This is a genomic window from Kaistia granuli DSM 23481 (assembly GCF_000380505.1).
Lineage (GTDB): Bacteria > Pseudomonadota > Alphaproteobacteria > Rhizobiales > Kaistiaceae > Kaistia > Kaistia granuli.
Genome location: NZ_AQYH01000008.1, coordinates 415,985 through 441,601 on the forward strand (window position 1 = coordinate 415,985; position 25,617 = coordinate 441,601).

Sequence of the window (25,617 nt, forward strand, 5' to 3'; positions counted from 1 at the left end):
ATGCCGGCCATCCAGTTCAACAAGGTCGACATCGTCTTCGGCGACCGCCGCGGCAAGGCACCAGCGCTGATCGACCAGGGCAAGACACGCGACGAGATCCTGGCTGCGACCGGCGCCGTCCTCGGCGCGGCCGGCATCGACCTGACCGTCGAGCGCGGCGAGATCTGCGTGCTGATGGGACTCTCGGGCTCCGGCAAGTCGACGGTGCTGCGCGCCGTCAATGGGCTGAACGAAGTCGCGCGCGGCAGCGTGCTCGTCTCGCATGACGGCGCCGCCGTCGATGTCACACATTGCGACGACGCCACGCTGCGCGAGATCCGCATGCGCACCGTCTCGATGGTGTTCCAGCAATTCGGCCTGCTGCCCTGGCGCTCGGTACGCGAGAATGTCGGCTTCGGGCTGGAAATCCGCGGCATGCCGGCTGCCGAACGCCGGCGGATCGTCGACGAGAAGCTCGCCATGGTCGGGCTCTCGCAATGGGCCGACAAGCATGCGCAGGAGCTTTCCGGCGGCATGCAGCAGCGCGTCGGCCTGGCGCGGGCTTTCGCCACCGATGCCGAGATCCTGCTGATGGACGAGCCGTTCTCGGCGCTGGACCCGCTGATCCGCGACAAGATGCAGGACGAACTGCTCGACCTGCAGCGCCGCATCCAGAAGACCATCCTCTTCGTCAGCCACGACCTCGACGAGGCGATGAAGATCGGCAGCAAGATCGCCATCATGGAGGCGGGCTGCATCGTCCAGTGCGGCACGGCGGAGGACATATTGCTCCGCCCGGCGACGCCCTATGTCGCGGAATTCGTCAAGCATACCAATCCCTTGAACGTGCTGCGCGGCCACTCGGTGATGACGCCCGCCTGCTCGGTCCGGCGGAGCGACGGCACGGTCCTGCTCGATCGCGACGGGCTGGTGCGCATGCGCGTCGACGCCGGCGACCGCCCGGTCGGCGTCGAGGTGAACGGCCGCGAGGGCAGCCTTGGCCGCGTCAACGGCAATGCCGGCGCCTTCGACACGCCCTGCGATATCATCGTGGCGCCGGTCGAGCTGAAGCTCGCCACGACGATCGCGCTGAAGCGCAAGACCGACCATCCGATCATCTTCGTCGATGCGGACGGCAAGCTGGCCGGCCTCTGCGGCGACGACGAGATCTATGGCAGCCTGCTCCGCCGCAGCGCCTAAGCCTTAGATCAACCGAACGATTTCGTCCTGGATCGGCGTCGTCACGCTGGGCCCGGCGACGGGGTCGAGGAAGACGTTGATCTCCAGCCGAACACCGAATTCGGGCTGGTAGATCGCCGGCTCGATCGAAAAGCCGGTGCGCGGCAGGATGCGGCGGGTGTCGTGCGTCTCGAGATTGTCGAGGTTGACGCCGAGCCCATGCAGCCGCTTGCCAGGGCCCATGCTGTGGCCGGTGCGGTGGTGGAAATTCTCACCGAAGCCGGCCGCCGCGATGATGCCGCGGGCCACGTCGTCGACCTGCCAGCCCTCCAGAACCGCACCGGATTGCCAAGCCTTTTCAATCGCTTGTAGCGCCGCATCGCGGGCGCGGCGGACGATGTCGAAGATTTCCTGCAGCCTCGGCGGGATGGTCGCACCGGCATAGGCGCCCCAGGCGATGTCGGAATAGACGTTGCGCTCGCCGGGATAGCGGGCCCAGAAGTCGATCAAGAGCCAGTCGCCGGCGCCGATCGGCGCCGAGCCTTCCGGTTTCGGCTCGTAGGAGACGATGCCGGAATGGCCGTTCACCTGCACGACCGGCTGCCCCTCCGTCTCCAGGCCGAGGCGCTCGAACTCGGAAACAATGAACTGCTGCAGCTCATATTCTGTTAGCGGCTTGTTAACCCCGATGGCCGTTTTCGCGCGGTCGAAGGCGGCGTCCTTGATGCCGGCGACGACGACGCAGGCGCGCTTGTGGGATCGAATCGCAAAATCGTCCCAGGCGGCGGCCGAGACCTGGAACAGGTCGGCCGAGGTGACAATCTGATAGTCCCAGCTCCGGAGCAGCTCGACCGTGCCGGCATCGGCCCAGGAGACGGTCGGCACGCCGCCCTCTTCCGAATATTCCAGCGCAAGCCGCCGCGTCGGCCCGAGCAGGTCGCGGAGCATCTCCCGCATCTCGACCCAGCCGCGATAGATCCGCTTGTCGAGTTCGACGTCGTGGAAGAAGAACTGGTCGACGGTATGGATCAGGAGCACCGGGGTGCCCGAGCGTGGCACGACCAGGAAGGCGCGCCGGGTCGGTTGCCGGACCACACCGAGGATGTGCCAGAGCAGCGGATTGCTGCCGCGATAGTCGACCAGCAGCCAGGCATCGATGCCCTCGGCCTGCATGAAGCGCTGGGCGGTGTCGAGATCGAACATGCCGTGGTCCTCAAACACTGTCGGCCTCCCTCTCCGTTCCGGAAGAGGGTTCTGGGGAGCCCCCTACCCCCGCCGGTACTTCTTGCCCGGATGGTCGTCGCGCAACTGCTTCTGCCCCGCGCCGTAGAGGTTCTCGCGGAAGGTCGAGCCCGCATAGGCCGGACGCATCAGGCCGCGTCGGCGCAGCTCCGGCACGACGTATTTGACCGTGTCGACGAAGGTGCCGGGGCGGATGGCATAGGTGATGTTGAAGCCGTCGAGATCGGCGATTTCGACCCAGCGCTGCATCTCGTCGGCGATCGTCGCGCCGGAGCCGACGAATTTCGGCCCCATGCCGCCGACGCCCATGTAGTGGGCGATGTCGCGCAGCGTCCAGACGACGTCCGGATCGGCCCCGGCGAACAGATGCCGGGTGAAATGCGCCGCGTTCGGGTTGATCTCGGTCAGCGGCCGATCGGGATCGAACTTCGAGACATCGAGGCCGAGCGGCCCGGCGAACTGCACCATCGCGCCCTCATAGTCCGCATAGGACAGCAGCTCGGCATATTTCTCGTCCGCCTCGCCGTCCGTCGCCCCTGCGACGATGGTGGTAACGGCGAAGATCTTGAGGCTCCGGGGATCGCGCCCCTGAGCCGCCGCGCTGGCGCGGATGTTGGCGACGACGGGCGCGATCACCTCCGGCCGGGTGCCGTGCACGAACACGCCCTCGGCATGGGTGGCGGCGAAGGTCTGGCCGCGCGACGAGGATCCCGCCTGGAACAGTACCGGAGTCCGCTGCGGCGACGGTTCGGCGATGAAGGAGTCAGGCACGTTGAAATAGCGCCCGGCATGCCGGATCGGATGTACCTTGGCCGGATCGACATAGATGCCGCGCGCCTTGTCGATGACGACGGCGTCGTCCTCCCAGGAACCTTCCCAGAGCTTATAGAGCACCTCCAGGAACTCGTCGCCACGGTCATAGCGCTCGTCATGCGAGAGCTGTTCGCCGCGGCTAAGATTGCGGGCAGCACTATCGAGATAGGAGGTGACGATGTTCCAGCCGACGCGGCCGTTGCTCGCATGGTCGAGGCTGGTCATCTTGCGGGCGAAGGCATAGGGCTGCTCGTAGGTGAGCGATACCGTCGCCGCGAAGCCAAGATGCTTCGTCACCGCCGCCATCGCCGGGATGACGGTGAGCGGATCGTTGATAGGAACCTGGATCGCATGGCGCAGCGCTGCGTCCGGCTTGCCCTCATAGACGTCGAGGATGCCGAGCACGTCGGCGAGGAAGATCGAATCGAACCCCGCCTCCTCCAGCATGACGGCGAGCTCGGTCCAGTAGGTGATGTCCTTGTAGCGGTGCGACTGGTCGTCCGGATGGCGCCAGAGGCCGGCCGAGATGTTGACCGGCGAGCAATTCTCGAAGGCGTTCAGATGGATGGTGCGGGCGCTCATGCTCTATCTCAGTCGGTGGAGCCGGCCGGTTCGGCGTCGGCAAAGGACTTGGCGACGGCCTCGATCGCGGCGTCGAGGTCGACGGCCTGGCCGAGCGCTGCGAGCGCCTGGCCATAGGCAACGACATTGGCCAGGACCGGCCGGTAGGCGGCGCGGGCGGCGGTGTGGTTCAGTCGCACCAGAAGCGTCTCGACGCCGCCGACGCCAGGGCTGATCGCGGCGCCCTCGCCCGCGCTTGCCGCCGCGACCAGCGCGTCGACGTCGACGCCGCTAGGCACCGGCACGGCGGTGACGAGCGCCGAGGCGGCCTCGTCATCCTCGATCCAGAGGGCGGCGCCGAGCGCGCGAAGCCCGGCGCGGGTGGCGCGCATGGCGAGCTGGTGGCGCTCGACCACGGTCTCGATGCCGTCGTCCTCCGCGTCGATCCGGTCGAGCGCCGCGTCGAGCGCCCAGAATTCCAGCGGCGCCGGGGTGCCGGGCAGCGCATCGGCGCCGCGATCGAGCCAGTTTTCCTTGAGATCGAGCAGCGACAGCGTCGAGAGCCGCAGGGCCGGCGCCTCGGCGATCCTGGCCCAGGCGGCCTCGCTGACCGAGATGGCGGAGAGGCCGGCCGGCCCGGCCAGCGCCTTCTGCGGACCGATGATCGCGATGTCGATGCCGAGCGTCTGCACCTCGAACGGATGCGCGCCGATCGAGGCGACGGCGTCGACGACCAGGAGCGCGCCGCGCGCCTTGGCGGCGACGGCGATCTCCGGCAGCGGGTTCAGGGAGCCATTCGCCGCCTCGCCATGCACGAGCACGACGACATCGACCCTCTCCATGCCGTCGAGCGCCGCCTGGAACGCCGCCAGCTCGACCGGGCGGCCAAGCTCGGCGACGACGTTCTCGACGACGGCGCCGCCGCGACGCAGCCAGGCCGCGAAATAGTCTCCATAAGGGCTGCTGACGACGTTGAGGACGCGAAGACCCGGCTTGGCAAGGCTGGCGGCGACCGCCTCCAGCGCCACCACCGCCTCGGCCTGGACGAAGACCACATCGTCGAAGCTGCGCATCAGTGCTCCGATCCGGTCGGCGAGCACGGCATAGCCGACGCTGGGATAGGCGGGCGGATCGAGCAGGTCTTCGGCGGAGAACTCGGTCATCGATTATCGTCTCTTTCTGGAACCAGGGCCGGGGGAACCTGGCTTTTCACCTCTCCCCGAGGGAGAGGTGAGGCAAACTCAAAGCAGCCGTGCTCACTGCGGCGGATGGAAAAACTCGTCGCCCCGGCGAACGCCGGGGCCCATGAACACCGACCGGGCAGACAGTGGCCCAGCCCCGTGACCACCGGACTGCGTGTATGGATCCCGGCCTTCGCCGGGATGACGGCCCTTCGAGCTTCCATCAGTCACCTCCCGGTCGAGCCCGGCCCGGCTTCCGGCTCAAATGGAAACAGAGCGCCGCAAGCCCGAGCAGGGTCACCGTGAAAAGGAAGACCACGGTCGCCGCCGCATAGACGGAGGGCGCCGGGCCATATTGCAGGCTGCCATAGAGATAGACCGGCAGCGTGTTGACGGTCGGCGTGGTCAGGAAGGCGGCGACGACGAGATTGTCGAAGCAGAAGGCATAGGACATCAGCCCGCCGGCGAGGATCGCCGGCAGGAGCTGCGGCAGGATGATGAACCAGAGCGTCTTCGAGCGCGTGCTGCCGAGATCGGCCGCCGCCTCCTCCAGCCTCGGGTCGAGGGTGAGCGCCCGCGCGCGCACGATCAGCGCCGTGACGGCGATCGCCGCCGGCGTGATGCCGGCGATCAACGTCGCGGCGCCGAGCGGAACGCCGGTGACGGCGTAGAACAGAAGCAGCGAGACGCCGATGACGACTTCCGGCACGATCAGCAGGATGTAGGTCAGCCCCGACAGCCACCAGCGCACCCGAGCGCTCGGATGGCGCACCAGCGCGTAGCCGAGCGAGGTCCCCATCGCGAGCGCGATCAGCGCCGCCCAGAAGGCGACGTAGAGGCTGGTCTGGACGGAGCGGCGCAGCGCCAGGTCGTTCCACGCGGCCGGATACCAGTCGAGCGTCCAGCCGGTGAACTGCGCCGTCTGCTTGCCGACAACACCGGCATTGAACGAATAGAGGATCGAGACGGCGATCGGCGCGAACAGGAACAGGATGGCGAGGGCGAACCAGAGCGCCAGCCCGGCATCGCTTGCCCGAATGCCGCCCTGCCCGTTTGTGCTCGCGGCGCGCGCGGTCATGCCGGCACCGTGGCGAAGCCCTTGGTGAGGCGCGCCAGCGCCGCGACGAGGATCGCGACCGCGATCAGCACCAGCACGGCCATGGCCGAGCCGAGCGCGTAGTTCTGCGACTGCATGTATTGCGACTGGATCGCCTGACCCATCAGCACGCCACGGCTGCCACCGAGCAGGCGCGGGATCACCATCTCGCCCAGCATCGGCACGGCGGTGAGCAGCACGGCGGTGGCGATGCCCGGCCGCGCGAGCGGCAGGGTGACCGCATAAAAGGTTTGCCAGCGACTGGCGCCGAGATCGCGACTCGCCTCCAGCAGCGGCCCGGGAATGCGGTCGAGCACCACGAAGAGCGGCACGATCGCGATCGGCAGATAGGTGTAGACCATGCCGATGAAGACGGCGGTCTTGGTGTCGAGCAGATCGAGCGGTCCATCATGCAGATGCAGGAAATTCAGGATCGTCTCAATGACCCCGCCGCGCGCCAAAAGGATCTGCCAGGACATGACGCGGACGAGGAACGACGAGAAATAGGGAACGAGGATCAGCACCAGCGCCAGCGTGCGAAACCGGCCGGCCTTGCGGGCGATAAAATAGGCGACGGGGAAGGCGACGATCAGGCAGAGCGCCGAGGCGGTCACCGCGAACTGCACCGTGCGCAGGAAAGTGGTGAGATAGAAGCCGGAAAGCGCCGTCTGGTAGTTCTTCAGCGTCAATCCCAGCTCGACCGCGCCGAACAGCGAATTGCCGAAGGAATAGACGACGGTGAAGCCGAGCGGCGCCAGGAAGAACAGCGCCAGCCACAAGGTCGGGACGGCCGCGAAGCCATGATCGACCCAGCGCGCCGGCGCGGCGCGCCGGGCGTTGGCGCGACCGCCGCCCGGATGGGCAACGGTCGCATCGATCGGAGGGTTCGCGGACATCTGTTTTCCGAAGGATCAGCCGCCGGCAGCCGCCTGGATCTCGGTCTGCACCTCGAGATAGACGCCGATCGTCGCCGGATCGACGACGAAGGAGGTGAGCTTGTCGAAATCGAGGTCCTTGCCGCCGAAGATCAGGTCGACATTCTTGGTGTCGGCCGGCAGCTTGTCGCGCAGGCCGGCGAGCGCCGCCGGGAAGCCGATATACTGCGTCTCCGAGATCTGCACCTCCGGCTCCAGCTGGTAGGCGAGGAAATCATAAACCTGGTCGAGGTTCGGCGCCTTGGCGGGAATGGCGTAGTTGTCGACCCAGAGCTCGCTCATCGGGCCGGGCACGACGAACTTCAACTTCGGATTGAGCGCGATGGCCGCGCGCGCCGTACCCTGGTTGGTCTGGGCCAGCACGATGGCGCCGTTGGCGAGCTGGTTCGGATCGAGGCCGGCGAAGGTCTTCACATGCTTGGCGAAGGCCTTGATCTCCTCGCCGGCGGCGCGGATCTCGGCCTCGGTCGCCTTGTTCCAGTCCTTGCCATGGGTCCAGAGCGACATCCCGATCGTCTCCCAGCCGGAATCCGACAGGCGCACCTTGCCGCTGACGCCGGGCTTGGCGCCGGCATCGAGGAAATCCTGCCAGGTCTTGATCTCAGCCCCGACGGCCTCGGGATCGTAGACGACGCCGAGCACGCCCCAGTCCTTCGGGATCGAGTACTTGTTGCCGGGGTCGTAGTCGCGGTTGAGCAGGGATTGATCGAGCGAGGCGAGGTTCAGGCGCGAGTGGTCGATCTCCTGCAAGAGACCGCGATCGGCCATCTGCTTGATCCAGCTCGAGCTCGGGATGACGAGGTCGAAATCAGCGCCGGCCGGGCTGTTCAGCTTGGCGAACAGCGTCTCGTTCGAATCGTAGGAGGTGATGTTCGGCGTCACGCCGGACTTGCGGGCGTACTCGGCGAGGCTGTCGTTGGAGAAATAGTTCGGCCAGGAGAAGACGTTGAGCGCGCCACCACCGGCCGATTCCGCCAAGGCCGAGCCCGGGAATGCCGACTGGATCGCCAGCGCCGCCGGCGCCGCGCCGAGCAGGCCGAGCATGGAGCGCCGGCTGAAGCCCGTGCGCTTGGCGGATCCCTGGGGAAGAAGCAGATGCCGGGTCATGGCGGTTCCTTTCAAGAGGACGGACCGATGGGAAGCGGTTCGGTGCCGGCGCGATAGGCGCGCGCGGCAGAAACGTCGAAGGTGACGGAGACGGCATCGCCGGAAGAGAGGCCGGCGCGATCGTCGCGGTGGTCGCCGCGGCGTTCGATCGATTCGAACTCGACGCCGCCGGCCGTGACGGCGCGGAGCCGGAGCGACGGGCCGAGCGTGACAATGTCGAGGATGCGGGCCGGAATGCGGTTCGGCGCGGCGAGGCCAGCGGTCGGCCGTTCGAAGCGGGTCTGCTCCGGCCGGATGATGACGATGGCGCGGTCGCCCGCCTGCAGGTCGGCCGCGATGTGCGCCGCCGCGAGCGGCCCGAGATCGGAATGAAGCTCGTCGCCTACGCCGCGCGTCGCGCTGATGCGGTTGGCGCTGCCCAGGAAGAGCGCGACCCAGGCGTCGACCGGCTCGTCATAGAGCGTCGCCGGATCGCCGATCTGGGCGAAGCGACCGTCGCGCATCACGGCGAGGCGGTCGGCCATGCCGAACGCCTCCTCCTGGTCATGGGTGATGTAGATGAAGGTGGCGCCGAGTTCCGTCTGGATGCGGCGGAGCTCACGCTGCATTTCCTCGCGCAGCTTTCGGTCCAGCGCGCCGAGCGGTTCGTCGAGCAGCAGGACGGCCGGCTGGTTGGCGAGCGCGCGGGCGAGCGCCACGCGCTGCTGCATGCCGCCGGAAAGCTGGTTGGGCTTGCGGTCGGCCGCGCCGGAAAGGCGGACCAGATCGAGCAGTTCGCCCGCCTGGCGGCGCCGTTCGGCGCGCGGCACGCCGCGCATCCTCGGGCCGTAGGCGACGTTGTCGAGGACGGAGAGATGCGGGAACAGCGCATAGCTCTGGAACACGGTATTGACGTCGCGCCGCTCGGCCGGCAGGCCGGTGACGTCTTCGCCTGAAATCCAGACCGAGCCCTCGTCCGGCGTCTCGAAGCCGCCGATGACGCGCATCGCCGTGGTCTTGCCGCTGCCGCTCGGGCCGACAATCGCCAGGAATTCGCCGCGCGGCACGTCGAGCGACAGCCCGTCCAGCACCGTCTGCTCGCCGAAGCGCTTGACGACGCCCCGGAGCGCGACGGCGGTAGGATCTGGGCTTTGCGTCATCGACTGTCGACCGAGCGGATCAAGGTGGAGGATGGGCAGCGGCTCGGCGGCGACCGCCAAGATGAAACTAGTACGGCGGCCCACCCGAACAATCGAGTTGGATTGTTCCGAAGTTTTCTGCCGGCGGAGTTTCCTGTTCCCCGGCCGTCGGTCCTGGCCGAACCCTGCCGGGACCGCCTCAGAGGCCGGGCGTTGCAAGCTCGGCGGCGGCGCGGCGGACGATCTCGACCACCGGCACGTCGACGGCGACGGCCAGGACGTCGGCCTCGCCATCGCCCGGTCGCTCCAGCGTCGCATACTGGCTGGCGAGCAGGCTCGGCGGCATGAAATGGCCCTTGCGCGCGCCGAGCCGGTCCTGGACCAGCGATTGCGGCGCGTCGAGAAAGACGAAACGGATCGGCTGGCCGGCCGCGGCGCGGATGCGATCGCGGTAGATCTTGCGAAGCGCCGAGCAGGCGACGACGATGCCGGTCGGATGCGCCGCGCGATCGCCGAGTGTCCTGCCGATCTTGTCGAGCCAGGGCCAGCGGTCGTCATCGACAAGCGGCTGGCCGCTGGCCATCTTGGCGACGTTCTCCGGGCTGTGCAGGCCGTCGCCATCGACGAAATCGATGCCGAGTGCCGCCGCCAGCCCTTCGCCGACGCTCGATTTGCCCGAGCCGGACACCCCCATCACGATAACGGCCAACCGTGCTTCCGCGCTCCGTCCCGATTCCGTCGTCATGAAGTCCGCCCGCTCCCCCGCTCGCGTTCCGATCTGCCAGCATTATCGCGGAGTTCGCCCCGGCGTCCACACCCGCGCGCGTGGAACGCGCCGGCACTCAGCCTTCCATGGCGCGCAGCAGCGCATCGATCCGCATGGTGGCGAAGTTGGAGGCGGTATCGGAGAGTGCATAGGGCAGGATGATGTGCTCGCCATGCCGCATCGCGCCGCAGGTATAGACGACGTTCGGCACATAGCCTTCGCGCTCGGACGGCTCGGGCCGAACGATCGGTTCGCTCGAACGGGCCAGGATCTTCGAGGGATCCTTCTTGTCGAGCAGCGCGGCGCCGATCGAATATTTGCGGACCGGCCCGACGCCGTGGGTGAACAGCAGCCAGCCTTCGTCGAGCTCGATCGGCGAACCGCAATTGCCGATCTGCACGAACTCCCACGGAAAGCGCGGCCGCATGAAGGGCACGCCGCCGTCCCAGACGGAGAGATCGTCCGAATAGATCAGGTAGAGATTCTCGTTGTCCTGCCGGCCGATCATCGCGTAGCGGCCATCAATCTTGCGCGGGAACAGCGCCATGCCCTTGTTGCGGGCGGCGCTGCCATAGAGCGGCGACATCCGGAAACGGACGAAATCGTCTGTCTGCAACAGCTCCGAACGGATCGCGCTGCCGCTATAGGCGGTGTAGGTGGCGTAGTAGGTCCGCTTGCCATCATCCTCGAAGCGGACGAAGCGCGCATCCTCGATGCCGTTCGACTGCGAGCTCGTCAGGGGAAAGATCAGCCGCTCTGTGATGTCCTCGTCGGTCGCGAATTCGAGATGGACCACCTCGCCATCGAGGACGGCCGTCCGGCTGAGGACCTTCGGCACCGAGGCGAGCCGGATGGTCGGATCGATCACGATGCCGCCGTCGGCCGCGATCGAGCCGGAACGGAAGGTCAGCGACGAGATGTGCCCCTCGCCGACGGAACGCAGGCTGAGGATGAAACGGCAGCCGCCCGGCGGCGCACCGGTCTGGTCGGGATGCAGCACGATGCTCGGATTGAACAGCGCCGCCGATTCGAACGAGTACTCATGCAGGAAATAGGCGCCGATCAGCTGCCGCTGGATCCGACTGAACTCCGGGTGAGGCGTGAACGCCTCCTCCATCTCGTCGGCGCGGTTCTCGAAAGTCTTCAACAGGTTGCGGTGCCGGCCGTCGAAGTTTTCAAGAACATCGATCAGCTGGCTGGCTGCTGCCTCCGGTTCCAGGGCGAGGACGCGGTCGACGATATGGTTCGCCCGCGTCTTTTCCTTCGGGTTGAGATCGCGCGGTTCGGTGGCAGGTTTGAACGGACGAACCACCACGCGGGCGGGATCCGGACGCAGAAACAGCGCCTGCCGGTTCAGAAATGAGGCTGGAGACAAGACGTCCTCGACTGGTTTGACGGAATGCAGCACGGACGTCACGCACGCACGGCGCGCAACTCGCGACGCACGTAATCGTCGCTGAGGCGAGCCAGCTGGCGCATCTCGGCGAGACTGAGCAGATAGGACACGACGGATTCACCTCCGCGGTTCTCGTTGGCGCGATCGGGATGCAGCCCGTCGCGGCAACTTCCAGTTTCCGGGTCGACCAGCGAAATCTTGAGGTCATTGTCGCCGAGGAACCAGGCGAAGGCGCGCTTCGCCTCCCCGATCCAGCTTCGCGCGCCATCGGCGCGCCAGGCGGCGACACAGGCCGAGATGGTCGCCGTCGCTTCCAGCGGCTGCTGGTCATAGGCGAGCGGCGGCTTGCGGATATCGCCGAAACTTTCGCTGCCGACCGGACGGAAGCAGCCGGTCGGCGACGTCTGCACCTCCGTCAACCAGCGCAGCGCCCTGCGGCCGGCTTCGATCTGCGACGCCGTCCCGCTCGCCATACCCGAAAGGATCAGAGCCTCCGGCAGGCGGGCATTGTCATAGGCAAGCCCGTTCTCGAACCAGACCCAATCAGGCGTCTCCGTCTTGGCAAAGATCGACATGAGCCTTTCCGCCAGAAGGTCGCGATGGCGACGGGCGACAGGATCCTCCGGAAATGCGGCACAATAAGGCGCGAGCCCCAGAAGCGTGAACGCCCAGGCGCGCGGCGAGCTGAACCGCAGCACCGTCGGCAGGGCGGCGATGAACAGGGATGCCGCCCAGCGCCGGCGCGACGGACTGCTGTCGCTCGCCGCCGCCTCGCCCAGTGCCCAAAGCGTCCGGCCGTGGCTGTCCTCGGACCCCTCATCCTCCAGCCAGCGCCGATCGAAGCTCATGAAATTGCGGAAGCGGCGATTGTCCGGGTTCCATGCATGCTGGATGAAGGCGGCGAAGCGGGACGTCATCTCCTCCGGCAATCGCTGCTCGCCGGTCCGGTTGAGGGTGCAGGCGACGAGCAGCGCGCGCGCATTGTCGTCGACGCAATAGCCGTGATGGCGATCCGGCACCGAGTGGACGGCATGCTGGAAAAGGCCCGTGTCGTCGCACATGGCGAAGAAATGACCGAGCTGCATGGCAGGGGGCGCCGCATGCGCGACAGAACGCGTCTCCTGGCCGAACGGTGCGATCAGCTTGAGCCGGTCGCTCGGACGCCGCGACGTCTCGAAGACGGCAAGATAATGCTCGGCTGTCTTCTCCCAGATCATGGTACGGCTCGACGAATAGGCCCGCTTGCGCATCGTCTCGCGGCGGACATCGTCGGTCAGGAGCCCGGCAATGGCATGGCCGGTCGCCGCCGCGTCGCCGAAGGGGACGAGCACGCCGCGGCCATCCGCCAGAAGTTCGCTCGCATGCCAGTAGGGTGTCGACACGACAGCCTTTCCGAGGCCGAAGCTATAAGCCAGCGTCCCTGAGGTCATCTGCGCCTCATGAAGATAGGGCGTGACGTAGAGATCGCACATGGCGATGTAGTCGAGCAGCGTGTCGCGGTCGACGAACTGGTCGCGGAAGACGATGCGATCCTCGATGCCGAGGTCGCGGGCCCGCGTCTTCAGACTGTCGCGATAGCTCTCGCCATGGTCGCGGACGAGGTTGGGGTGCGAGGCGCCGAGAACGACATAGACGGCGTCGGGCCGGCTCTCCAGGATTTCCGGCATGGCATCGATCATCACCTCGATGCCCTTGTTCGGCGACAGCAGGCCGAAGGTCAGGATGACGGTGCGGCCGGCAAAGCCAAGCTTTTCCTTGACCGGCTCCGGATCGACGAAATCGAAATCGGGAATGCCGTGCGGGATCACCTCGATCTTCTCGGCCGGCACCCGGTAGATGGTCCGCAGCAGTTCCCGCCCCTTCTCGGCCATGACGACGATCCGCGCCGACAAGTCGATGATGCGGTCGAGCACGCGCCGCTGGGCCTCGGACGGTTCCGCGAGCACCGTATGCAGCGTCGTGACGACCGGCATGTCGAGCCGCGCCAGCAAGGCGATGACGTGACTGCCCGCCTCGCCGCCGAAAATACCGAACTCGTGCTGCAGCGAGACGACGTCGAAATCGCCCCGGTTCAGATAGTCGGCCGCCGCGACATAGTCCTCGAGCGTGCCGTCATCGATCTCGAAGGTAACGGCCGGCGGATAGTCATAGCGGTGACCATGATCGGTCATCGCGACCACTTCCGTCTCGGCGGCGCCGGAATCCGCGATCGCCTGTCTCAGATCCGTTGTGAAGGTGGCGATGCCGCAACGGCGCGGGAGCGAGTTCCCGATGAAGGCCACCCGCAGGGTCGAGGTCCGGCGTACCGTTTTCATAGGGTATTCTCCGCGATGCGGGAGGACGCCTGGGCGCTCCCTTTGTGATGAGAAGCCGGCGCGCCGAAGCGATGCGCGGACAGATCGACGATGCGTTGGTCGGGGGCCTGCAGCAGGTTGCGATGCGGTTGCGGCCCGAGATAGGCCACGAGCGCCTTCACGCCGTAGGCGCCCGCATGGACGGTGCAGCGCTCATGGTCGAGGAAGACGGCCTCGCCGATCGCGATGCCGCTCGATCCGATCGCGGCATCGCCCGCGAGGCCGAGAATCCACGTCTCCTGCGACGCGTTCAGGATCCGGGTCGTGTCCGGCCCGAGCTCCACCCGCTCCAGCACGAAATACGGATTGGCGACCAGCAAGGTGCGGTGGTCGCCGAGATGGCGCGGCGACGGCAAGGGCGCGGCGGGGCCTGTCTGCGCGACGGCGACACCGGCGTCGACATGCAGTTCACGCGCTCGGCCATAGTCGAACAGGCGGAACGTCACGTCGCTGCGTTGCTGGATTTCGGCCAGCACCAGACCGGGGCCGATGGCATGGATCGTGCCGGCCGGGATGAAGATGGTCTCGCCGGCGCGGACGGGATGCCACTCCACCAGATCGGCGATCGAGCCGTCCTCGATGGCGGCCCGCAATTGCTCCGCCGTGAGGTCGCGCTGCAGCCCGACGGCGACGGCCGCCTCTGGCTCGGCGGCGAGGATGTACCAGGCCTCGGTCTTGCCATGCGGCTCGCCCATCGAGCGGGCATAGCTGTCGTCGGGGTGGACCTGAATCGACAGGGCCTGGCGGGTGAAGAGCAGCTTGAGGAGAAGTTCGGGATCCGGCGCCTTGGTATCGGCCCGCTCAAACCACAGTTCTCCGATCGGTCCGGCGTCGTCGCGCAGGGAACTCCACGGAAGGAGATTACGGCTTCCCCAGGGTTTTTGCACAGCCCGTACAAGGGCATGTTCGATTGCCATGAAACGCTCCTGGTTTGTGCTTTTCATAGGGTTCGGCGTGACAGCCAGCGGGGACTTTGCCCGGCGTCGACCTCACGGAGGACATGGACTAAACGTCGCCGTCCCGGCTCCGTTCCCAAACGAATTGCCCGAATAGAGAGCTTCCGCTTCGGAATATCACGGCAGGCCCGGCGCATGGCGCCACGAAAGGCCCTCGGGGCGGCGTGGAAGACGCTCGGTCAACTTGGCAGGGGATTACCGATGACAGCGCCGTCATCACCGGCTTGACTCCCGAAGCGCCTCGCGATTAAAGCAACTGGTCTGCTGGTCCGATCAGTCAATTAGTGGTGCGATGTCGTCTTCGACCAAGAACATGGATCCCGCGCTGATTGCCGAGCTCCCGAGCTTTCGGGAAGCGATCGTCAAGCGACCGATCACGACCGTCATCAGCGACAAGATCGCGGCGCTGATCGCGTCCGGCATCCTGCAGGTCGGCGACGCGCTACCCAGCGAGCGCCATCTCGCCACCGCGCTCAATGTCAGCCGCGACGCCGTGCGCGGCGGCATCCAGATGCTGGCGGCGCGCGGCATTCTCGAGATCTCGCACGGCGCGCGGACGCGCGTGCGCAGCAACGAGATCGGACCGGTCACGGTCGGTTTCGCCACCGCCCGCGCGGTCAATTCCTACGACATCGAATCCGTGCATGCGGCGCGGCTGCTGGTCGACCGGCAGGTTGTCGCCGACGCGGCGCGCAACATCGACGACGCCGGCGTGAAGATCCTGGAATCGCTGCTGGAGGCGCAGGTCGACGCGCTCGACGACCCGGTGCGCTTCCTGATCTCCGACCGGGAATTCCACGTCGCGCTCTACCATGCGTCGAGCAATCCGCTGCTCGCCGACATCAGCACCGATCTCTACGCCTACATGATGGAATACCGCCGCGAGGCGCTCACCAGCCCCGGCGCCATCGCCACCAGCTATGCCGATCACGTCGCCATCGTCGAGGCGATCCGCGCCCGCGATCCCGAGGCGGCGGCCGAGGCGTTCATGACGCATACCGGCCGCATCTACGCGACGACGCAACCCTTCATCAAGGGAGGCGGCTGACCGACCTTCGCGCGTGAACGGGGGTTCGCAACGCGCGTCGGCACTCGAATATCTGCAACGCAGCCGATCCTGGCTGATCCAATGGGAGGAACTCTATGGAACGTCGCTCATTCCTGAAGCTCGCGGCCGGCTCGACGCTGCTCGCCGGCACCGGTCTTGCCGGAATTTCCGCCGCCGCCGCGGCCGGCAAGGAAATCGTCTACCTGACGCCCGGCCTCGACCTGCCGTTCTGGCGCTACCTGTCGAAGGGCATCGAAGAGACGGTCAAGGCGAAGGGCTTCAACTTCCAGGCGCTCGACAGCCACAACAGCGCCGAGACGCAGCTGCGCAACGCGCAGGACTCGATCGCCCGCGGCGTCGCCGGCATCATCATCTCGCCGACCGATTCCTCGACGGCTCCGAGCGTGCTGGCACTGGCCCAGAAGGCCGGCATCCCGGTCGTCATCGGCGACATCGGCACCAATAGCGGCGACTTCGCCTCGTTCATCTCGTCCGACAACTACAAGGGCGCGCATGACGTCGGCGTGGCGCTGGCCGAAGCGCTGAAGAAAAAGGGCTGGGAAGGCGGTTCGGTCGGTATCGTCGCCATTTCGCAGGCGCGCAAGAACGGCCAGGCCCGCACCAAGGGCTTCCTGGACGGCCTCAAGGAAGGCGGCTTCACCGGCAAGGAAGCCGGCCTGCAGCAGATGCAGAGCTACACCGCCGACGAGACCTTCAAGTTCACGCAGGATCTGCTCACCGCCAATCCGGACATGCGCGGGCTGTTCATCCAGACCGACCAGCCGGCGATCGGCGCGCTGCGCGCCATCAAGGCGGCGCGTCGCAACGGCGAAGTGCTCGTCGCGGCGTTCGACGGCATCCCGGAATTCGTTGACCTGCTGAAGTCGGGCGACCTCGTCGTCTCCGGCATGCAGCAGCCCTTCCTGATGGGCGTCAACTCCGGCGAAGCGCTGCTCGAAGTGCTCGACGGCAAGACGCCGAAGGCCGAAATCACGGTTCCGATCGTCGCCATCACCAGCACGAACATCGAAGCTGAACTGCCGACCATCCGTCGGACCGTCTTCGCCAACGAAGTCTGATCCCGATCCCGCCGCGCGATGCCCGTCGTCGCGCGGCGACCCTTTTTCCGCCGCCGGCCTCCGCCCTGAGGGTGTCGAGGCCGACACCAGGAGCATGATCCGTTGCAGCCCAACACTGCCCCCCTCGCGGAGACGGGCCACACCACCCTTCTCACGGCCCGGGACATCACCAAGACCTTCGACCGCACGCGGGCTCTCCAGGGCGCCAATTTCGAATTGCGCGAGGGCGAGGTGCACGGCCTGCTGGGTGCCAACGGCGCCGGCAAGTCGACACTCTCCAAGGTCATTTCCGGCCACTACACGCTCGACAGCGGCGAACTCACCTATCGCGGCCACGAGATCCGCCTGCGTTCGACGCGCGACGCGCTCCGCATCGGCATCGCCATCGTCATGCAGGAGACCAGCCTCGTCCCCGACCTGACGGTGCTCGAAAACATCTTCCTGCCCGAACTCGGCCGGCCCGGCCGCCTCGACTACAGCGAATTGCGCCGGCGCGGCCAGGAGATCCTGAACGATCTCGGCCAGGGCGACAGCCTGCCCTTCGACTGGGAAGTCCGCCGCCTCTCGTCGGCCCAGAAGCAACTGGTCGAGATCGCCAAGGCGCTCGGCGTGCGCGCCAAGCTGCTGATCTTCGACGAGCCGACGGCGTCGCTCAGCCCCGGCGAGGCGGAGCGCCTGTTCGACATCATGGCGCGGCTGCGCTCGTCCGGCCACGGCCTGGTCTTCGTCTCGCACCGTCTGGAAGAAGTCTTCGCCATCACCGACCGCGTCACCGTCATGCGCGAGGGCCGCACGGTGATGAACGCGCACCCGACCGCGACGCTGTCGCAGGCCGAGCTGATCCGCGCCATGGTCGGCGCCGAGCTTGGCGCGATCTACGAGCGCGGTGAAAGCCACCACGTCGCCGAGACCGACGCGCCGGTGGCGCTTGAAGTGCGCAATCTCGCCTCGGCGCCTGCCGTGCGCGATGTCTCCTTCTCGGTCCGCAAGGGCGAGATCCTCGGAATTGGCGGCCTGGTCGGCGCCGGCCGGTCGGAGACGGTCGAGGCGATTTTCGGCCTCCGGCCCCGCACCGGCGGCGAGGTCACGCTCGGGGGCAAGAAGCTCCGCGCCGACAGCCCGCAGACGGCGATCCGCGCCGGCCTCGGCTTCGTCGCCGAGGACCGCCGCACGCAGAACATCGTCCCCGACCTCTCGGTGAAGGAGAACCTGCTGCTCGCGCATCTCGGCGCGCATCGCGGCTTCTTCTGCAGCTACGCCTCGCGCGAGAAGAAGGTGAAGGAGCTGCTCGCCAAGCTCGGCATGCCCGAGGACCGGGTGGCGGACGCGTCGATGCTGAACTTCTCCGGCGGCATGCAGCAGAAGATCATCATCGCCCGCTGGCTGCTGCTCGAGCCGGACGTGCTGATCCTCGACGAGCCGACCAAGGGCGTCGACATCGGCACCCGCGCCTCGATCTACGCGATGCTGCGCGACATCGCGGCCGAGGGCGTCGCCCTCGTCGTCGTCTCCTCCGATTTCGAGGAGCTGCTCGGCCTCTCCGACCGCGTCGTCGTGATCAGCGACGGCCGCACCATCGCCGACCTGCCGAGCGCCATGCTCGACGAGGAAAGCCTGACGCTGCTGGCAGCGCCGCGCACCTCGATGGTGCGCAATACCGAGATGCTCAACGGCCTCGCCCGCGAGCATGGCGGCTCCGGCTTCTGGGCGCTGATCGAGGGCGAGCGGCTGATCTGCCTGAACGCCGTCGTCAGCAACCCCGCGCTCGATCCCGGCTTCCGGGCCGGACAGGCGCGCGAGCTCGGCGCGACCCAGATTCCCGAGGCGCTCCGCCGCCGCGAGCCGATCTTCGTGCCCGAGGCGGACAGGAGCCGCACCACGCTGGTGGTGCCGATGACCAGCCCGCGCGGCCACGACCTCGGCTGGGTCGGGCTGTCGCTGCCGGCCGACCGGCCGCTGCCCGCGCCCGACACGATCAAATCCCGCATCGACACCATGGCGGCAACGCTGTGACCAAGGATCCTTCGACCATGGCCAACACCGAAACCCTCAACCGCCGGGCGCCCGCCTCGCCGCTCAAGCAGTTCGCGCAGCGGCTCGAAGTCCGCATGCTGCTGCTGGCGCTGCTGATCGCCGTCTGCCTGTCCTTCCTGTCGCCCTTCTTCCTGACCAAGTCCAACATCTTCAACCTTCTGGACCAGTCGGTGGTGATCGGCATCGTCGCCGTCGGCATGACCTTCGTCATCCTGACCGGCGGCATCGACCTCTCGGTCGGCTCCGTCGCGGGGCTGACCGGCATCATCCTCGGCCTGTCGCTGCAGCATGTGCCGATCGTGCCGGCGATCGGCATCGCCGTCGTCGCCGGCGGCTTCATCGGCCTGATCTCGGGAACGCTGATCACCGTGTTCGGCCTCGCGCCCTTCGTGGTGACGCTCGGCGTCATGGCGATCGGCCGCAGCCTCGCCTACATCTTCTCCGGCCAGACGGCGATCTCGAACATCCCCGAGGCGATGCAGAACATCGTCTACACCGATGTCCTCGGCATCCCGTCCAACGTGCTGTTCCTGATCGCGCTCTACGCCGCCGCCTGGGGCTATCTGACCTACACCAAGGGCGGCCGCACCATCTATGCGGTGGGCTCCAACAAGGAAGCCGCCCGCGCCGCCGGCCTCAACACCACCTTCTATTCGATCCTGCCCTATGTGCTGTCCGGCGCCTTCGCCGCCGTCGCCATCACCTTCTCGATCAGCCAGCTGCTCTCGGCTGATCCGCTGATGGGCAACCAGATGGAACTCGACGCCATCGCGGCGGTCGTCATCGGCGGCGCCAGCCTCTATGGCGGCCGCGGCTCGATGATCGGCACGCTGATCGGCGTCTTCATCATGGTGATGATCCGCAACGGGCTGAACCTGATGGGCGTCTCGCCCTTCTGGCAGGGCACCGCGATCGGCACCATCATCATCCTGGCGCTCCTGGTCGAGCGCCTGGTTTCCTCGAGGATCAGCCGATGAGCCAAGCCCCCTCCCTCGCAATCCGGCTCTTCGGCACCGACGAGCCCGTCACGCCGCTCCGCCTGTTGAGGGCGGGGGCGCTCACCGCCGAGCTCGATACCGGCAATCTCCGCCATATCCGCTATGCCGGCGTCGAGATCATCCGCGCCGTCTCCTTCATCGTCCGCGACAAGAACTGGGGTACCTACAACCCGATCCTCTCGGACCTCGTCGTCGACGAGCGCGCCGACGGCTTCACCGTCACCTACAAGGCGCTCGCGCTCGACGACAACCAGGCCTTCCGCTATTCCGCCCGCATCGAGGGCTCGGCCGACGGCACGCTCGATTTCTCGGCCGAGGGCTATGCGGAAAACCCCTTCCTCACCAACCGCACCGGCTTCGTCGTGTTGCATCCCATCAACGGCGTTTCCGGCCATCCGGTGACGATCGAGCATGTCGACGGCTCGATCGTCGAGAGCCGCTTCCCCGACATCATCGACCCCGTGCAGCCGATGATGGAATTGCGCGCGCTCACCCACGAGGCGGCGCCGGGACTGACGGTGACCTGCCGGATGGAGGGCGACACCTACGAGATGGAGGACCAGCGCAACTGGACCGACGCCTCGTACAAGACCTATGTCCGCCCGCTGGCCCTGCCCTGGCCCTACACGCTGCCAAAGGACGAGACCATCCGGCAGGCGGTGCGCGTCACTATCGCGGGTTCGCTGCCGCAGGCCGCTGCAGGCGCCGAAGCGGGCAAGGTCACGCTCGGCGAGCGCATCGGCACGGTGCCGCCGCTCGGCCTCGGCCTCGATCCCACAGAGATCACCGACACGATCGCCCGCGCCGACACACTGCGACGGATCGGCGCGAAGGTGCTGGTCGGCTATTACGACCCCTCGCTCGGCCATGGTCCGACGACGCTGGGCGGAATCGTCGCCGCCGCCCGCGCGATCGGCGCCGAGCCCTGGCTCGAAGCCGTCATCCAGTCCGTCGACGGCTTCGAGGCCGAGATCGAGACTCTCGGAAAAACCGTAGCCGAAATGGGCTCGCCCTTCCCGACCGTGCTGTTGTCGCCGCTGCCGGATTTGAAATGCACGCTGCCCGGCAGCGTCTGGCCGCCAGCGCCGCCGCCGCGCGATTTCTTTGAAGTCGCGCGAAAAGTCTTCCCGAACGCCCGGCTCGGCGGCGGCATGTTCAGCCTGTTCACCGAGATGAATCGCAAGCGGCCGCCGGTCGATTTGATCGACCTCGTCTCGTTCACGACGACGGCGATGCTGCATGCCGGCGACGACCACTCGATTACCGAAGGGCTGGAGACGCTGCCGGCGATCGCGCTCAGCGCCCGCGCCATTGCAGACGGAAAACCCTATGCGGTTGGCCCCAGCGCCATCGGCATGCGCATGAACCCCTATGGCGAGGCACCGCTGAAGAACCCTGGCAATATCCGCCAGGCGATGAACTTCAACGATCCGCGCCACCGCGGCCTGCTCGGCGCCGCCTGGGCGCTCGGTTTCTTCGCCCGCTTCGCGGCGGGCGGCGCAACGACGATCACGCTCGGCGGCACTACCGGCGCCTTCGGGCTCATCGCCGTCAAGCACGACTGGCCGCAGCCCTGGTTCGACGAGGCCGGCGGCGTCTTTCCGATGTTCCACGTCCTCGCCGGCATGGCGCGACTCGCAGGCCTGCCGCTACGTGCCGTAGCGACGCCCGATGCCATCGAGGCGATCGCCGCCGAGACCGGGGATGGCGTCGAACTCTGGCTTGCCAACCGCACGGGCACAGAACAGTCTGTCACCCTGCCCGGCGCGCCGCGCAGCCTCTTCCTGCTCGATGCCGACAGCTTCGTGGCGGCGACAGGGGATCGCGACGCGCTCGACCATCTGACCCAGCCCTTCGACGAGGCTACGCTCACGCTTGCCCCCTACGCCGTGGCCCGTCTCCTGATCTCCTGACATCGTTTCCCTTTTCGAGGTTTTTCCAATGCATATCCTCATCATCGGCGCGGCTGGAATGGTCGGTCGCAAGCTCACCGACAGGCTGGTCGCCGACGGTCATCTCGGCGGCAAGGAAGTCAGCCGTCTGACGCTCGCCGATGTCGTCGCCCCGGCGGCCCCGCAGGGCTTCAACGGCCCGGTCGAGACGCTGACGATCGACCTGTCGGCGCCGGAAGCCTCGCATACCCTGATCGCCAATCGGCCCGACGTCATCTTCCACCTCGCGGCCATTGTCTCCGGCGAGGCCGAGGCCGATTTCGACAAGGGCTACCGCATCAATTTCGACGGCACGCGCTATCTGTTCGACACGATCCGCCTGGAGAATGCCAAGTCGGGCTACAAGCCGCGCGTCGTCTTCACCTCGTCGATCGCCGTCTTCGGCGCGCCCTTCCCGGAGAAGATCGGCGACGAGTTCTTCCAGACCCCGCTGACCAGCTACGGCACGCAGAAGGCGATAGGCGAACTGCTGCTGGCCGACTATTCGCGCCGCGGCTTCTTCGACGGCATCGGCATCCGCCTGCCGACGATCTGCATTCGTCCCGGCAAGCCGAACAAGGCCGCCTCGGGCTTCTTCTCCAACATCCTGCGCGAGCCGCTGGTCGGCATCGAAGCCGTGCTGCCGGTCTCGCCGGATGTTCGCCACTGGTTCGCCAGCCCCCGCTCGGCCGTCGGCTTCCTGATCCATGCCGGCACGATCGACCTCGAGACGGTCGGCCCGCGCCGCACGCTCAACATGCCGGGCCTGTCGGCGACCGTCGGGGAAGAGATCGAGGCGCTGCGCCGCGTCGCCGGCGATGCCGCCGTCAAGCTGATCCGCCACGAGAAGGACGAGACCATCGACCGCATCGTCGCCGGCTGGGCGCGCGATTTCGACACCAAGCGCGCCGAAGGACTGGGATTCAAGGCCGAGACCTCGTTCGACCAGATCATCCGCGCCCATGTCGAGGATGAACTCGGCGGCAAGATCGGCGGCTGAGCGACACCCCAGGAACCCGGAACCGGAATGACACCGATGGCGAGCGATCCCTTCTCCCTTAAAGGCCGCTTCGCCGCGGTGACCGGCGGCGGCTCCGGCATCGGCCTCGCGAGCGCGCAGGCGCTCGCGAATGCCGGCGCCCGCGTCGTCCTGCTCGACCGCAATCCAGTCGCGGCGGAGGTGCTCGCAACGCTCGGCATGGCGGCGGAGCACTTCGCCGTCACCGCCGACGTCGCCGACGAGGCGAGCCTCGAGGCCGCCTTCCAGGCGGTCGCTGACAAGGCGGGAAAGCTCGACATCCTGGTCAACAGCGCCGGCACGGCGATCCGCCGTCCGGCGGTCGAGCTTTCGGTCGCCGACTGGGAGACGGTGGTGAACGTCAACATGACGGGCACCTTCCTCGCATCGCGTATCGCGGCGCGCCAGATGATCGCCGCCGGCATCAAGGGCTCGATCGTCAACGTCTCGTCGATCATGGGCTTTTCCGGCGGCGGGCTCTATCCCAACATCTCGTACCAGACGACCAAGGGCGCGATCGTGAACATGACCCGCGCGCTGGCCGTCGAATGGGCGCCGAACGGCATCCGCGTCAACGCCGTGGCGCCGACCTATGTCCGCACGCCCTTCATCGCCGGCCTGATGGCCGATCCGGAGCTGATCGCCCGCATCGAGGCGATGACACCGCTCCGCCGCCTCGCCGATCCGGAGGAGGTCGCGAACGCCATCCTCTTCCTCGCCGGCCCCGGCGCCTCGATGGTCACGGGCCACACGCTGCCGGTCGACGGCGGCTTCCTCGCCCAATAACAAACGATCCCTGGAAGGAAATCCCATGTCCAACAATGGCAAGATCGCGCTCGTCACCGGCGCCGGCACCGGCATCGGCCGCGCCGTCGCGCTGGCGCTCGCTGGCGCCGGCTACACGATCGTCGTCACCGGCCGCCGCATCGAGCCGCTGCAGGAAGTCGCCAAGGAAGCCGGCGGCGACGCCGTCGCGATTCCCTCCGACATCACCGACGAGGCCTCGGTCGCCGCCCTGTTCGGCGAGATCAAGAACCGCTTCGGCCGCCTCGACGTGCTGTTCAACAATGCCGGCGTCAACGCCCCGCCGATCAACATGGAAGACCTGACCTACGCCCAGTGGAAGGCGGTCATCGACACCAATGTGTCGGGCGTCTTCCTGTGCACCCAGGCCGCCTTCCGCATCATGAAGGACCAGAAGCCGATGGGCGGCCGCATCATCAACAACGGCTCGATCTCGGCCGTGATGCCGCGCCCGAACTCGGCGCCCTACACCGCTTCCAAGCACGCCGTGCTCGGCCTGACCCGCTCGACCGCGCTCGATGGCCGCAAGTACGACATCGCCTGCGGCCAGATCGACATCGGCAACACCGAGACGCCGATGGCGGCGAAGATGAAGAGCGGCGTGCTGCAGCCGGATCTCTCGATCAAGGTCGAGCCGACCTTCGACGTCAGCCACGTCGCCAATGCCGTCGTCCACATGGCCGGCCTGCCGCTCGATGCCAACATCCTGCAGATGACCATCATGGCCACCAAGATGCCGCTGGTCGGCCGCGGCTGATCCAGCCCGGCCTATGGCATGACGGTTCCGGCTCAGGCCGGGACCGTTTTGGATCAGCGCGCCGCCAGCCCAGCGACGTGATCCGCCAGCGCCAGCGAGGCGGTCAGGCCCGGGGATTCGATGCCGAACAGGTTGATCAGGCCGGCGATGCCATGCACCGAACCGTCCTGGACGACGAAATCCTGGGCGCCGGCGCCCTTCGGCACGATCTTCGGCCGGATGCCGGCATAGCCCGGCTGCAGCCGATCGGCGCTCACGTCGGGCCAGTAGCGCCGGACCGCGTCGACGAAGAGCGGGATCCGCGCCGCGTCGACGTCGTAGTTGACCGCATCGATCCATTCGACGTCCGGACCAAAGCGGGCCTGGCCGCCCAGATCGAGCGTCAGATGCGTGCCGAGCCCGCCCGGCACCGGCACCGGATAGATCAGCCGCGAAAAGGGCGAACGGCCCGACAGCGTGAAATAGCTGCCCTTGGCATAGTACTCGGTCGGGATATGCGCGGCATCGAGCCCCGCGATCGTCCGTGCGACGGCGGGCGCCGAGAGGCCGGCGGAATTGATCAGCAGCCGGGTGCGGAGCTGCATCGGCTCGGTGCCGCCGATCGACAGCACCAGCCCGTCGCCATCGGGTGCCGCGCCGACGAGCGGGCTCGACAACACCACCATGCCGCCGGATGCTTCGAGGTCGCCCTCGAGTGCCAGCATGTAGGCATGGCTGTCGATGATTCCCGTCGAGGGCGACAGCAGCGCGCCGGCGCAGGCGAGGTTCGGTTCCAGCGCCAGCGCCTCGGCCGCCGTCAGCTCGACGAGATCGTCGACGCCATTGGCGGCGGCGCGCGCGATAATGGCGCCGAGTCTGTCACGCTCGGCCGCGTCGGCGGCGACGATCAGCTTGCCACAGCGCTGGAACGGCACACCGCGCTCGGCGCAATAATCATACAGGGCGAGCTTGCCGGCGACGCAGGATCGCGCCATCAGGCTGCCGGCCGGATAATAGATGCCGGCGTGGATGACCTCGCTGTTGCGCGACGAGGTCTGCGTGCCGATGGCGTCCTCAGCCTCGATCACCAGCACTTCGCGGCCGGCATTGGCGAGCGCCCGCGCCACGGCGAGGCCCACCACTCCCGCGCCGACGACGACGCACTCGACTTCATCCATCACCAGATCCGGATCCTGGCGGCGTCCCGCGGCACCGGCGACGGCGCGGCCGGAGGGGCCGGTTTCACATCCCGCCCGGTATAGCGGCGGCCGGCTGCCAATGCGACC

Annotated in this window: 21 protein-coding genes; 9 read left to right on the forward strand and 12 right to left on the reverse strand. The window is 67.3% G+C overall.

Annotated features, from left to right (window positions below):
- Complete coding sequence (gene choV, locus G342_RS0114350) at positions 1–1,179, forward strand: choline ABC transporter ATP-binding protein (RefSeq protein WP_018183854.1); 1,179 nt, start codon at positions 1–3, stop codon at positions 1,177–1,179.
- A gap of 3 nt (positions 1,180–1,182) precedes the next feature.
- Here the strand turns inward: choV and G342_RS0114355 are convergent, their stop codons facing one another.
- From G342_RS0114355 to G342_RS0114405, 11 genes are all read right to left on the reverse strand, one after another.
- A complete protein-coding gene (locus G342_RS0114355) occupies positions 1,183–2,361 on the reverse strand; it encodes a M24 family metallopeptidase (protein WP_018183855.1) in 1,179 nt (392 codons plus the stop codon).
- Positions 2,362–2,424: 63 nt separating this feature from the next.
- Positions 2,425–3,795 carry an LLM class flavin-dependent oxidoreductase gene (locus G342_RS0114360; RefSeq protein WP_018183856.1) on the reverse strand — a complete coding sequence of 457 codons (1,371 nt, stop codon included), beginning with the start codon at positions 3,793–3,795 and terminating at the stop codon, positions 2,425–2,427.
- A gap of 8 nt (positions 3,796–3,803) precedes the next feature.
- Complete coding sequence (locus G342_RS0114365) at positions 3,804–4,937, reverse strand: pyridoxal-phosphate-dependent aminotransferase family protein (RefSeq protein ID WP_018183857.1); 1,134 nt, start codon at positions 4,935–4,937, stop codon at positions 3,804–3,806.
- A gap of 241 nt (positions 4,938–5,178) precedes the next feature.
- Positions 5,179–6,033 carry an ABC transporter permease gene (locus tag G342_RS0114370; RefSeq protein ID WP_018183858.1) on the reverse strand — a complete coding sequence of 285 codons (855 nt, stop codon included), beginning with the start codon at positions 6,031–6,033 and terminating at the stop codon, positions 5,179–5,181.
- Positions 6,030–6,947: an ABC transporter permease gene (locus G342_RS24200; RefSeq protein ID WP_018183859.1), complete on the reverse strand. Its 918-nt coding sequence runs from the start codon at positions 6,945–6,947 to the stop codon at positions 6,030–6,032. Before G342_RS24200 ends, G342_RS0114370 begins: the two co-directional genes overlap by 4 nt.
- Before the next feature lie 15 nt (positions 6,948–6,962).
- On the reverse strand, positions 6,963–8,093 hold the full coding sequence (locus G342_RS0114380) for a polyamine ABC transporter substrate-binding protein (RefSeq protein ID WP_018183860.1): 1,131 nt from the start codon (positions 8,091–8,093) through the stop codon (positions 6,963–6,965).
- A gap of 11 nt (positions 8,094–8,104) precedes the next feature.
- Positions 8,105–9,232, reverse strand: a complete 1,128-nt coding sequence (locus G342_RS24205; RefSeq protein WP_083931236.1) for an ABC transporter ATP-binding protein — start codon at positions 9,230–9,232, stop codon at positions 8,105–8,107.
- A 178-nt stretch (positions 9,233–9,410) separates the two neighbouring features.
- A complete protein-coding gene (locus G342_RS0114390; protein ID WP_051094237.1) occupies positions 9,411–9,956 on the reverse strand; it encodes a gluconokinase in 546 nt (181 codons plus the stop codon).
- A gap of 97 nt (positions 9,957–10,053) precedes the next feature.
- A complete protein-coding gene (locus G342_RS0114395; protein WP_026304446.1) occupies positions 10,054–11,352 on the reverse strand; it encodes a glycoside hydrolase family 130 protein in 1,299 nt (432 codons plus the stop codon).
- A 38-nt stretch (positions 11,353–11,390) separates the two neighbouring features.
- On the reverse strand, positions 11,391–13,688 hold the full coding sequence (locus G342_RS0114400) for a glycosyltransferase family 4 protein (RefSeq protein WP_018183864.1): 2,298 nt from the start codon (positions 13,686–13,688) through the stop codon (positions 11,391–11,393).
- Positions 13,685–14,644: a class I mannose-6-phosphate isomerase gene (locus G342_RS0114405; RefSeq protein ID WP_018183865.1), complete on the reverse strand. Its 960-nt coding sequence runs from the start codon at positions 14,642–14,644 to the stop codon at positions 13,685–13,687. Before G342_RS0114405 ends, G342_RS0114400 begins: the two co-directional genes overlap by 4 nt.
- 331 nt (positions 14,645–14,975) lie before the next feature.
- Here G342_RS0114405 and G342_RS0114410 point away from each other — a divergent pair, with 331 nt between their 5' ends.
- From G342_RS0114410 to G342_RS0114445, 8 genes are all read left to right on the forward strand, one after another.
- Positions 14,976–15,731: a FadR/GntR family transcriptional regulator gene (locus G342_RS0114410; protein ID WP_018183866.1), complete on the forward strand. Its 756-nt coding sequence runs from the start codon at positions 14,976–14,978 to the stop codon at positions 15,729–15,731.
- Between the two features lie 95 nt (positions 15,732–15,826).
- Positions 15,827–16,810, forward strand: coding sequence for a substrate-binding domain-containing protein (locus G342_RS0114415; protein WP_018183867.1), 984 nt, complete (start codon positions 15,827–15,829; stop codon positions 16,808–16,810).
- A 102-nt stretch (positions 16,811–16,912) separates the two neighbouring features.
- Positions 16,913–18,823, forward strand: a complete 1,911-nt coding sequence (locus tag G342_RS0114420; protein ID WP_018183868.1) for a sugar ABC transporter ATP-binding protein — start codon at positions 16,913–16,915, stop codon at positions 18,821–18,823.
- 17 nt (positions 18,824–18,840) lie between these two features.
- A complete protein-coding gene (locus G342_RS0114425) occupies positions 18,841–19,821 on the forward strand; it encodes an ABC transporter permease (RefSeq protein ID WP_018183869.1) in 981 nt (326 codons plus the stop codon).
- Positions 19,818–21,755, forward strand: a complete 1,938-nt coding sequence (locus G342_RS0114430; RefSeq protein ID WP_018183870.1) for a D-apionate lactonase family protein — start codon at positions 19,818–19,820, stop codon at positions 21,753–21,755. The genes G342_RS0114425 and G342_RS0114430 overlap by 4 nt, the downstream gene beginning before the upstream one ends.
- Before the next feature lie 28 nt (positions 21,756–21,783).
- Positions 21,784–22,773: a D-erythronate dehydrogenase gene (gene denD / locus G342_RS0114435; protein ID WP_018183871.1), complete on the forward strand. Its 990-nt coding sequence runs from the start codon at positions 21,784–21,786 to the stop codon at positions 22,771–22,773.
- A gap of 36 nt (positions 22,774–22,809) precedes the next feature.
- Entirely contained in the window at positions 22,810–23,577 is a 768-nt protein-coding gene (locus tag G342_RS0114440; RefSeq protein ID WP_018183872.1) for an SDR family NAD(P)-dependent oxidoreductase, read from the forward strand.
- A gap of 25 nt (positions 23,578–23,602) precedes the next feature.
- Positions 23,603–24,352, forward strand: a complete 750-nt coding sequence (locus tag G342_RS0114445) for an SDR family oxidoreductase (RefSeq protein ID WP_018183873.1) — start codon at positions 23,603–23,605, stop codon at positions 24,350–24,352.
- Between the two features lie 53 nt (positions 24,353–24,405).
- Here the strand turns inward: G342_RS0114445 and G342_RS0114450 are convergent, their stop codons facing one another.
- Positions 24,406–25,509, reverse strand: coding sequence for an NAD(P)/FAD-dependent oxidoreductase (locus tag G342_RS0114450; protein WP_018183874.1), 1,104 nt, complete (start codon positions 25,507–25,509; stop codon positions 24,406–24,408).
- Positions 25,510–25,617 lie beyond the last annotated feature (108 nt).